The sequence below is a fragment of the Lacticaseibacillus manihotivorans DSM 13343 = JCM 12514 genome (genome assembly GCF_001435035.1).
GTDB lineage: Bacteria > Bacillota > Bacilli > Lactobacillales > Lactobacillaceae > Lacticaseibacillus > Lacticaseibacillus manihotivorans.
Genome location: NZ_AZEU01000089.1, coordinates 1 through 10776, shown reverse-complemented (window position 1 = coordinate 10776; position 10776 = coordinate 1). Strand labels below are relative to the sequence as shown.

The window sequence follows — 10776 nt, the reverse complement described above, 5'->3', positions numbered from 1 at the left end:
TTTTTATTTTGTCTGAGTGCTAACGATAGTGGCTAACTTGATTGTAAAACGCGGGGCTTCTTGTGTTTTTGCAACGTGTGATAAAAATCAGTCGCGTCAAAAGTTTCAACTGTCGGTTCAGGCCCCATGGTTTTTAAGCCGCCGACTTGCATTTCTGCGCCGGTATCGCACAACTGCATGCGCCCAAACTTACGCATATCCAAATACCGCAACTGACTGCCATCGGTGAAATCAAGCCACACATGTAAAAATCTTGCCGGTGGCTCGTCTGCAGTTGGCGCCAATTGATATTTGCCTTCCATGCGCAAATGCGAAACTAAAGTCACCTGATTATCAAAACGTAACAGTAAATACTTGCCGCGCCGATCCACTGCGGTCACTGTCGTCCCATCCAAGGTCTTGGTAAACGTCGATAGGCCACCAACGAGAATTTTCTCCCAGTTGGTGTGGACGCCACAAACCGTTTTCCCAACGATCAACTCAGATAAAGAGCGCCGCACATTTTCAACTTCTGGTAATTCCGGCATATGGCTCCTTTCTACTTGGCATCATACCAAGTGGGCCCAAACGAACTTTCCACTTTCAACGGCACATCCAGATCCACTGCCGAATCCATGACCTTCGGCACCAGTTTGCCAAGAATTGGCATTTCTGCTTCTGGCCCTTCAAAAATCAGTTCATCGTGCACCTGGAGTAACATGCGACTTTGCAAGTTTTGGTCTTTGAGCATTTGTTGCATGCGGATCATCGCCACTTTGATGATATCAGCAGCTGAGCCTTGGATCGGCGTATTCATCGCAGTGCGCTCCGCAAATTGCCGCAAGTTGAAATTACGGGAGTGGATTTGATCCAAGTAGCGACGGCGATGGAAAAGTGTTTCGACAAAGCCAGTTTCGCGCGCTTGCGCCACCATTTTATCCATATATTCGTGGACTTTGGGATATTGTTCAAAGTACCCATCGATAAACGCCTTGGCTTGCCGGCGCGTGATACCGATGTTTTTGGCCAAGCCAAAATCAGAGATCCCGTACACGATCCCAAAGTTCGTGGCTTTAGCTTGTCGACGCATATCAGGCGTGACTTGATCAGGCGAATCTAACCCAAAGATCTTCATCGCGGTGTTGGCATGAATGTCGCGATCTTCTTTAAAGGCTTCTTGCATGTTGGCATCGCCAGAAATATGCGCCAACACGCGCAATTCAATTTGCGAATAATCAGAACTGAAAATCTGCCAGCCCTCGTGCGATGGCACAAAGGCTTTGCGGATCAGCTTCCCATCGCCACGTGCGGGAATGTTTTGCATGTTGGGATCCACTGAAGACAAGCGCCCGGTTTGCGTCAAAGTTTGCAAATAACGGGTATGGATCTTTTGATCTGGGAGTTGTGCCTTCAACAACCCTTTGACATAAGTGGATTGCAACTTGGACACCGCGCGATAATCCAAAATGTCTTTGACGATCGGGTAATCGTGGCTGAGTTGTTCCAATACATCGACACTAGTGGAATAACCGGTTTTAGTCTTCTTGATGACCGGCAAACCCAGCTTTTCAAATAAGACTTCGCCAAGTTGTTTAGGCGAATTCAAGTTGAACTCAAGGCCGGCTTGCCCGTAGATTTTTTCTTGTAAGACTTTGATGGATTGTTCGTATTGTTCGCCCATCTCTTGCAAAGTTTTGGCTTCAAGGGTGATGCCGACTTCTTCCATTGCCGAAAGTACCCGGGCCAGTGGCATTTCCATGTCAGTAAACAAACCTGACTGATCGTGATCTGCTAAATCTTGGGTCAAATGCGGACGCAAACTCAATAAGGCTTGGGCTTTGCGGGCAAAATGGCTGAAGAGTTGTTCTTCATCAGGAACAGCCAGCTTTGCGCCTTTGCCATATACATCTTCGTCAAATTCCAAAGTATAATCATGATCTTGGGCAATTTGGCCGAGGTCGTTGGCATTTTGATCCGGGTTCAGCAAATAAGACGCCAACAACACGTCAAAATCAACGGGATCCAGATTCAAATCATACTTCTTGGCTGCGACTAAGTTCCGCTTCAAATCAAACACGGTGATATGATCCCGTGCATTTAACCAGGTTTGCACTTGCGGCAGTGATAACAAAGTGGCATCAGCGGAAACAAAGACTTCGGATTCAGTCCCGACAAACCAGCCGATTGCATCTGCCGTGTGATAATTGTCCGTCAACATTTCAATTTCAAAGGCAATCGGTTCGTCTACGGCTAAGAGTTGTTCTAAGTTAGCGTCTGAAATCACCACATAATGGGCTTTAGGCTGAACGGCTGGGGCTTGTTTGTTGAGTTTGTTCAAGGCCTGGCGCATATCCAAGTCCGTGTAGAAAACCCGCAACTTATCCATGTCTGGGCCAGTGTATTTGGTATCGTCCAACCCGATTTCAAGCGGTGCATCTTGTCTGATTGTGGCGAGGTCTTTGCTCATAAAGGCATCGTCCTTGCCGGCGATCAGTTTTTCTTTCATTTTCGATTTCTTCAGGTCATCGATGTTGTCATATAAACCTTCGATGGAGCCGAATTGGTCCAATAACTTCAAAGCAGTTTTCGGGCCGATGCCTTGAACACCTGGATAATTATCCGAAGTGTCACCCATCAAGCCTTTCATGTCGATGAATTGCTTGGGAGTCACGCCCACTTTTTCTTTGAGGTATTCAGGGGTGAAGGCTTCCAGTTCTTTGACGCCTTTTTTCGTCACCTGAACCGTCACATGGTCAGTCGCCAACTGCGTCAAATCACGATCACCGGTAATGACTGTAGTTTCCCAACCTGCGGCTTCTGCTTGCTTGGCCAGCGTGCCGATAATATCGTCAGCTTCCCAATCTTGCAATTCGTAATGGGCCATGCCGTGATCATCTAACAAGGTTTTGACTAACGGTAATTGTTCCAGCAATTCTTGTGGGGCGCGGTCACGATTGCCTTTATAGTCGCTGAATTTTTTCGTCCGAAAGGTCCCACCTGAACGATCAAATGCCACCATGATGTTATCGGGTTGGAATTGATCGATCAGCGAATCCAACATGTTGTTGAAAGTGAACACCGCGTTCGTGTGCACGCCATCCTTATTGGTAAATTTATCTAATTGGTTATATAACGCATAAAACGCGCGAAATGCCATTGAGTTGCCGTCGATCAGCAACAATTTTGTTTTGTCGGCCATGATAGTCCTCCTCAAAAGTCCTAAGGCTATTGTACCAGATTTAAGGCGCAACAAAACAGCCAAGCATCCGGGTACTTGGCTGTTGCACGGCTTACGCGCGCGGTGGCATATAGCGATTAAATTGATCTAACACCTGACGTTCAGATAAACTCAAATGACCAGTTTGCGCCAAAAAACGTAAATACAAACTGATGCACAACAAGCGAATGAACGCTTCGTGATCTGCAGTCGGACTCCCTTGAGCCCAATCAGGATTTAAAGCCGCCATCGCCTGATGCAATTGATAAGCTGGCACTTGTTCGATCACCACATCTTGAATCTGACTCAACGCATGGGCAAAATCGCGCACCGCTGAATCAATTTGGTCGTCAGACACATCTAAAAATCGCAACGCCAGCAACGCTGGGACCTTGTTGAACGCCGGCAAAGTTTGTTCCACGCTCGCTTCTAATACCGAGTTTGCCATAAGCTTCCCCTCCCAGAAATGAACGGCCCAACTGGTAACAACCTCAGTGTATTCGCGATTCAGACATATCGCGATTTTTAACCCAAGCAGTTGGTCTTGCTCAAACGCCTCAAGCGAGGCAAAGCCATTACGCGCAAGGCTTTCAAGCATTTTACCCGGTGGCGCTCAGAGCATAAAAAACACGCTTACCGAATTGGTAAGCGTGCATGGATGTCATTAACGATTGTCGCCGACCCCAAAGATCTGCAGGATCGCCATGAACAAGTTCAAGAAGTCTAAGTACAACATCAATGCCCCTTGAACGGCCAAACTTGACGTGTTCACTGCAAAACTCCCGTTGCCAGAAGCGGTCAAATAGATGCGCTTCAACGCTTGGGTGTCAGCTGCGGTCATGATGATGAAAATGATCAAAATCGCATAAGAGATCAACATAGCCATCATGCTTGAACCCATGAAGATGTTGATGATCGACAACACGATCACACCGACTAACGCGGCGATCAGATAACGGCTGATCATCGACATGTTGGATTTCGTGGTCCGCCCGACAAATGACATGGTGAAGAAGATCACAGCAGTCACCACCAGGGAGATCCCAATGTTGGCAGCTGGGTAGATCAACCAAACAGAGGCTAAGGTAAACCCATAAGATGCGGCCATCAACCCGAACATTGCCCGGGCATAAGCAGGCGACTCTTGACCACGGCGACCGGAGATCATAAACATCAAGATCAACGGTAAGAAAGTGGCCACAATATACAGAATGCGGTTAGAGGCGATGAAGTTCCCATATTGGACTTGGAACACATTTCCTAATAAATAACTGATCAAAGCGGTGATCAATAACCCACCGCCCATGGTACTGTATACTTTCGCAAAGAAAGTAGAAAGTCCAGCATCATTGACAACACGACGTTCTTGCATCGAATCGTCTCCTTTCGTCTTAGCTTTAAAAAACATTATAGCGATAAAGTGACAACTTGTCAGTTGGACTTAAGACCGATATCGGCCAGTGTCACAATTTATTTTAATTCGCCATGGGATAACAAGTCTTCAAAAGCAACTTCATACTTTTGAATATCGCCGGCGCCCATGAAGACAAACACGGCGTTATCGTAATCCAGTAAGGCAGACATATCGTCTAGCTTGATCACAGCCCCTGGCTTAGTGACTTTAGCTTGTAAGTCTTCGGCAGAGACTGAGCCAGAAGTTTCCCGCGCACTGGTAAAAATTGGGGTCACGTAAACGGCATCGGCTTTGCTTAAGGTTTCTGCAAATTCATCTAAGTAAGCGATGGTCCGAGAGAAGGTGTGGGGTTGGAACACTGCAACGACTTGTTGATCAGGATACTTTTGACGGGCAGCATCCAAAGTGGCTTTGATTTCTGATGGATGGTGGGCGTAATCATCGATGATCACAGCGTTAGCCATTTTCTTTTCCGAGAAGCGGCGCTTAACGCCTGAGAAGCTGGCAAGTTCGCGAGCGATGAAGTCAGCGTCGAGCTTTTCGGTGTATGCCACAGCCACGACTGCCAAAGCGTTGAGTACACTGTGTTCCCCGAATAACGGCACATGGAAGTGGCCGATCAATTCATTGTGATGGAAAGCATCAAAGCTTGAGCCGGTCGTGGTGCGGGTGATATTTTTGGCGATGAAGTCATCCGTGTCTTTGGTCCCGTAGTAATAAACTGGTACGTCAGCATGGATCTTGCGCAACCATTCGTCATCCCCCCAGGCAAAAATGGCTTTTTGCACTTGTTCGGCTTCAGTTTGGAAGGCGGAGTAGACATCTTCAATACCGGTGTAATAATCAGGGTGATCAAAATCAATGTTGGTCATGATCAAATAATCTGGTGAATAAGCCAAGAAATGACGGCGATATTCATCCGCTTCAAACACGAAGAACTTAGAATCAGGCGTGCCTTTACCCGTGCCGTCACCGATCAAATAAGAAGTTTTGTCGATGCCACTTAAGGTGTGTGCCAACAAACCAGTGGTGGAAGTCTTCCCGTGCGCGCCGGCAACCCCGATAGAGGTGTAAGGCTTCATCAATTCACCGACGAATTGATGGTAACGATAGAACTTCAAGCCAAGTTCATGCGCCTTGACCACTTCTGGATGTTCGTCGGTAAAGGAGTTCCCACAAATTACCGTGTAGCCAGGCTTTAAGTTGTCTGGATCAAATGGCAACATTTCGATGCCGGCTTGCGCCAAGCCGCGTTGGGTGAAGGTGTATTGCGTGATATCAGAACCTAAGACCGTGTTGCCCATGTCATGCAAAATCAAAGCCAATGCCGACATGCCAGAACCTTTAATACCAATAAAATAATACGTTTGAGTCATTGTTTTCCCCTTAATAGTCAATTAATCGTCAGCCAGATCTTCTTTAGTGAAGTAAACGTCTCGTGGTTTTGAGCCATTAGCCGGGCTGATGTAATGCCGCATTTCCAACTCATCGATCAAGTTGGCCGCACGGTTGTATCCAATGGAAAAGACGCGTTGTAGCTTGGACGTTGAAACATGTTTTTCTTGGGCGATGTATTCTAGCACTTGCGGGAATAATTCGTCTTGAGAATCTGATGCCTCAGCTTGGGCTAACAAACCGTCTGGTTGAAACAAGTAATGCGCTGGGCGTTCTTTCTTGACAAAATCCACCACCGTGGCGATGTCTTCATCAATAAAGGTACCTTGCAAACGCAACGCTTGGCTCGCGCCGCTACCAAGATACAACATATCCCCACGTCCAAGCAAGCGTTCTGCCCCATTAGCGTCGATGATCGTGCGCGAATCCGTTTGACTCGCCACCATAAAGGCGATCCGCGTCGGAATATTGTTCTTGATGGTCCCAGTGATGACGTCCACTGATGGTCGCTGCGTGGCGACGATCAAGTGGATCCCGGCGGCGCGGGCCTTTTGCGTGATGCGGGCGATGTAGTCTTGAACTTCAGAAGCTGCGACCATCATCAAATCGGCCAATTCGTCGATAATGATGACGATATATGGCAAGACTAAGCCAAAATCGCCATGAGCTTTGGCCTTGCGATTGAATTGTGCCAAGTTACGCACGCCAGCTGCGGCCATTTTCTGATAACGGTTTTCCATTTCTTCAACCGCCCACTTCAAGGCTTCGGCAGCGGCTTGAGGATCAGAGATCACTGGCGATACCAAATGTGGCAAGTTGTTGTAAACCGCTAGTTCAACGGCTTTAGGATCGATCAACAACAGCCGGACTTGTTCTGGGGTGGCTTTGTAAAGCAGTGATGTCAACAAAGAGTTGATGAACACTGATTTACCAGAGCCTGTCGCCCCAGCGATCAAGCCATGTGGCATTTTATTGATGTTAGTGACCACTGGTTGGCCGAATAAGTCGACCCCTAAGGCAATGGTTAACGGCGATTCAGCGTCTTGGAATGCTGGTGATTGTAACACTTCCCGCAACATCACCGGACGCGGATGTAAATTCGGAATTTCGATGCCGACGGTGGTTTTCCCAGGGATCGGCGCTTCGATGCGAATATCCTTTGCCGCTAAAGCTAATTTCAAATCATCATTTAAATTGGTGATTTTGTTGACCTTCACACCGGCATCAAGCGAAACTTGAAATTGTGTCACCGTCGGCCCGATGGTATGGGCCACCACGTGTGCGCCGACATGAAAGGCTTCTAGGGTTTCATCCAAGCGTTGCGATTGCGCTTCGACCCAGTCATTTTGGGCGTCGCTGGTGGTGATCACCGGCTTTGGTAATAAGTCCAATGGTGGGAAAACGTAAGGCGTTTGCGGTTTGGCAGTTTCTGAGTGCAACGCGATCGTATCTGGATTAAAATCAGGCTTCTGATCAGCGACTGGCTTTTCAACTGTTGGTGCTGTCGGCTTAGACGCCGCGTCCTCAGGCTTGGGCGCTTGGGTTTCAGCTTTTGATTGATTGAGCTGAGGCTGATCGGCTTTTGCTTGCGCTTGATCTGCGCGGACTTGGGCGACGGGTTTTGGCAAGTCTTTATGCCGGGCCTTGTAATCCCCTACCGCACTGTGCAAATCATTGCGCTTCGGCAATTGAATCGGTCGCCAGTTGGCATAAACGGTTTTCTTTTGTTTGGCCAAGGCCGCTTCGAGTTGCGCTTGTTGCGCGGCCTTCAGCGGATCGACTTGACTTGGGATCAGTTTAGTTCCGGTCGGCTTCGTCACAGTCTCGCTGGTATGCGCAAAACTTGGCTGTTTCTCAATGGGCGCTTCAGGCGTGTCTTCGGGCTTGATTGCTTCAGAAGAATCAGGCTCATCTACCGGATCCCCTGCTGGTTCTGCAAATAATTCCGGGTCAGAAGCTTGCGCATCATTTGAAACAGTCGATTGTGGTTCAGATTCTGCTTCATCAAGCGTCTCCGTCGGCTGAGCAGGTTCATGATCAGGTTCAACTGGTTGCGCGTCTGTTGCTTGCTCAACATCTGATTGCCCAGTTTTCACAGGGACAATGTCTTCATCAGTTGGCGTTTCACTTGATTTCGCAGACAACTCCTCGGTCACGTGATCGACTTCAGCTTCTGAGGCCTCATTGTCAGCATCACCGCGTGGTTCATTTTGCTCAGCGTTCGGCGTTTCAGCAGGCGCAACTTCATCTGTCGGTGCCTGAAAATCAGGGTTGTCGTCTGAAGTAAACAGATAAACTTGATCATCGTCGCGAACCATATCGGCCAAAATCACTCGATAATCGATTTGCGGACGCTTGGTATCGCGCCGCACAAAAGACTTCGGGGTACTCAAGGCTGCCAGGGGATCAACGGAATGCCGACCAATATCTGGTTCAGTTTTAGCAGATGGTTTCGGCTTTGGCGTGACCGGTTTTGGTTTCGGTGCTTGGCGCTCAGGTTTAGGTGGTAATGGATATTTTTCAGCAGGTTTTTCTGCTTCGCCGCGTAAAAATGGCGGGCCATCATAATGCGCCATGAATTTCATCCCTTCCGATTACTCAATAGCTTCTATTTTACCATATACAGGCTGCCACTCCGCCAATTACACAAAAAAACCGTGAAACCTTTAACAGTCCACGGTGAAGAAATTTCATTTAGTTTTGCGCAGCGACCACTGCGGCGGCTTGATCGAAATCAAAAGGTTGGCCAGCAGCCAAATCATCAGGCATGATCAAAATGCCGCGCTTTTGTGGGGCATTTGGTAAGGCTAATTCCCGAGCCGCACACAGCATGCCGTATGAGTCAACGCCTCGTAAAACGCCAGGCCAGATCAACTTGCCATCTGGCATCATCGCTCCGGGTAAGGCAGCGACTACGGTTTGGCCGAGTTCAGCATTAGGCGCGCCACAAACGATTTGCTTGATGCCTTCTGCGCCGAGATCCACTTTGGTCACATGCAAGTGATCAGAATCTGGATGGGCTTCAAACTCAACAATTTTACCGATAACAATCCGGGCTGGATTTTCCAAAGGCAAAGCCCCGTTTAAACCAGCATTTGCGATCGCAGTGTTCAACGTCTTCAAGTCAGCTGAAGACAAGTTCACTTGGCCGTTACCCTCAAGTTCAGGTAATAACTGATGAATATTGAAAAAGTTGAAACCAGTCGCCTCACCTTTGGCATTGTAAATACCGACAATGTCGCCAGCTTTTTGGCTGGTTTGGTTGGGATCATCTGGGCCGACAACAGCGATGAGGACATCGCCTAAAGCGTTGCAATTATAAGTGGTGACTAACAATTGAAATTCCTTTCAGTGACTAAGCAGGCAAACCATTGATGAAGCTTTCCACTTCTTGTTTGGTTTTGCGATCTTTGTTGACGAAACGGCCGATTTCTTTCCCATTTTCAATGGCGATAAAACTTGGGATCCCCATCACACCGTAGTCTTGTGCGACTTCGATGTTTGCGTCGCGGTCGACTTGGATGAAGTCAAAGTCGGGATATTCGGCTTCAATCGCTGGCATTTCTGGTTTGATAAAGGCGCAATCTGGGCACCAGCCTGCAGTAAAGAACAACATTTGTTTGCCAGCGCCTTTAACGGCTTGGCGGATCTGATCGTCTGAGTCAAATACTTTCATAAGACAACATCCTTTCACTTACATTAGATAAGCATATTATACATAACTCTTCTAGGTTTGGCAACCTATGAATTCCGCGGTATATTTAAGCCATGGGAGGATCGCTTATGAAGAAAAATACTGCGACCACAATTTCGACCTTGATTGCCGCTGGGGCTATCAGCGCTTGGGGGCATCATTACTATTATCACACTTGGCTACCCAAGCACCGCTACGCCAAGCTGGTTAAACGCATGTCACACGGTGGCACCGTATCTGGCGGGTTCATTGATCACCAGCCGCATCAAGCTGCCGCCGGTGACGTGTACATGACCGCTTATGATGGCGGGTTGATCATTGATGACGTGATGTACGCATTCACCGTGGCGGAAAATGGCACGGTGTTGCATTGGTCACGCCAAAACGTCGAAGCGAGCCGTGAGTTGGTAGATCAGCCCACCTTTTGAGGCAAATTTGTGTTCATATTCGGTTTCAACGTTGCCAACCACGCGGTCATCATGATGCAAATCTAACGACACCAAATCAAAATGCATGCCGTAATTGTTCATGCTGACCAATGAAAATTGGAAGAACCCTAAATTATCCGTTTTAAATTGTAAAACGCCGCCGCGCTTCATGATCGCCTTGTATTGATCAAGGAAGGTCTTGTAAGTCAAGCGACGTTTTTCGTGCTTGGTTTTAGGCCATGGATCAGAGAAGTTCAAGAACACGCCAGTCACTTCTTCTGGTTCAAAGTAATCAGTGAGATCCGCGCCATCGCCTAGGATCAGTTGTAAGTTCGGCAATTGCAATTCAACTTGTTTGCGCAAAATGTACGCGATCGCCACTTCTTGAATCTCCAAGGCGATGAAGTTTTGATCTGGATGCTGTTGGGCCATATTCACGATAAATTGGCCTTTACCCGAACCGACTTCTAAATACAGGGGTCGTTCTTGGTCAAAGCGGCTTTGCCACTTGCCTTGCATGTCGACGGGTTTGGTCATGATGAATTCAGGATGTTCAGCGATCAAAGGGCTCGCCCAAGGTTTGTTTCGTAAACGCATAGTTATAATCACGCAAGCGCTGCGCCCTTGCCCAAAAGGCAATGAAAAGGCT

10 protein-coding genes are annotated in these 10776 nt (G+C 47.9%); 1 reads left to right on the top strand and 9 read right to left on the bottom strand.

What is annotated here, in order from left to right; translation table 11 throughout:
* Positions 1 to 32 precede the first annotated feature (32 nt).
* From FD01_RS04535 to FD01_RS04500, 8 genes are all read right to left on the bottom strand, one after another.
* The gene (locus FD01_RS04535; protein ID WP_056962852.1) at positions 33 to 527 is read right to left on the bottom strand and encodes a DNA-formamidopyrimidine glycosylase family protein; all 495 of its coding nucleotides are present in this window, start codon (positions 525 to 527) and stop codon (positions 33 to 35) included.
* Positions 528 to 538: 11 nt separating this feature from the next.
* Positions 539 to 3178, bottom strand: coding sequence for a DNA polymerase I (gene polA / locus FD01_RS04530; RefSeq protein ID WP_056962850.1), 2640 nt, complete (start codon positions 3176 to 3178; stop codon positions 539 to 541).
* A gap of 91 nt (positions 3179 to 3269) precedes the next feature.
* Positions 3270 to 3644, bottom strand: a complete 375-nt coding sequence (locus tag FD01_RS04525; protein WP_056962849.1) for a hypothetical protein — start codon at positions 3642 to 3644, stop codon at positions 3270 to 3272.
* Positions 3645 to 3860: 216 nt separating this feature from the next.
* The gene (locus FD01_RS04520) at positions 3861 to 4568 is read right to left on the bottom strand and encodes a Bax inhibitor-1/YccA family protein (RefSeq protein WP_056962847.1); all 708 of its coding nucleotides are present in this window, start codon (positions 4566 to 4568) and stop codon (positions 3861 to 3863) included.
* Between the two features lie 98 nt (positions 4569 to 4666).
* The gene (murC, locus tag FD01_RS04515; protein ID WP_056962845.1) at positions 4667 to 5986 is read right to left on the bottom strand and encodes a UDP-N-acetylmuramate--L-alanine ligase; all 1320 of its coding nucleotides are present in this window, start codon (positions 5984 to 5986) and stop codon (positions 4667 to 4669) included.
* Between the two features lie 21 nt (positions 5987 to 6007).
* Complete coding sequence (locus FD01_RS04510; RefSeq protein WP_056962843.1) at positions 6008 to 8581, bottom strand: DNA translocase FtsK; 2574 nt, start codon at positions 8579 to 8581, stop codon at positions 6008 to 6010.
* A gap of 118 nt (positions 8582 to 8699) precedes the next feature.
* A complete protein-coding gene (gene ytpR, locus FD01_RS04505) occupies positions 8700 to 9341 on the bottom strand; it encodes a YtpR family tRNA-binding protein (protein ID WP_056962841.1) in 642 nt (213 codons plus the stop codon).
* Positions 9342 to 9360: 19 nt separating this feature from the next.
* Entirely contained in the window at positions 9361 to 9681 is a 321-nt protein-coding gene (locus FD01_RS04500; RefSeq protein WP_056962839.1) for a thioredoxin family protein, read from the bottom strand.
* A gap of 107 nt (positions 9682 to 9788) precedes the next feature.
* On the opposite strand from FD01_RS04500, the gene FD01_RS04495 reads away from it, so the two are divergent.
* Positions 9789 to 10127 carry a hypothetical protein gene (locus FD01_RS04495; protein WP_054718477.1) on the top strand — a complete coding sequence of 113 codons (339 nt, stop codon included), beginning with the start codon at positions 9789 to 9791 and terminating at the stop codon, positions 10125 to 10127.
* Here the strand turns inward: FD01_RS04495 and trmB are convergent.
* The gene (trmB, locus tag FD01_RS04490; protein ID WP_056962854.1) at positions 10074 to 10724 is read right to left on the bottom strand and encodes a tRNA (guanosine(46)-N7)-methyltransferase TrmB; all 651 of its coding nucleotides are present in this window, start codon (positions 10722 to 10724) and stop codon (positions 10074 to 10076) included. The genes FD01_RS04495 and trmB overlap by 54 nt on opposite strands.
* Positions 10725 to 10776: the final 52 nt, after the last annotated feature.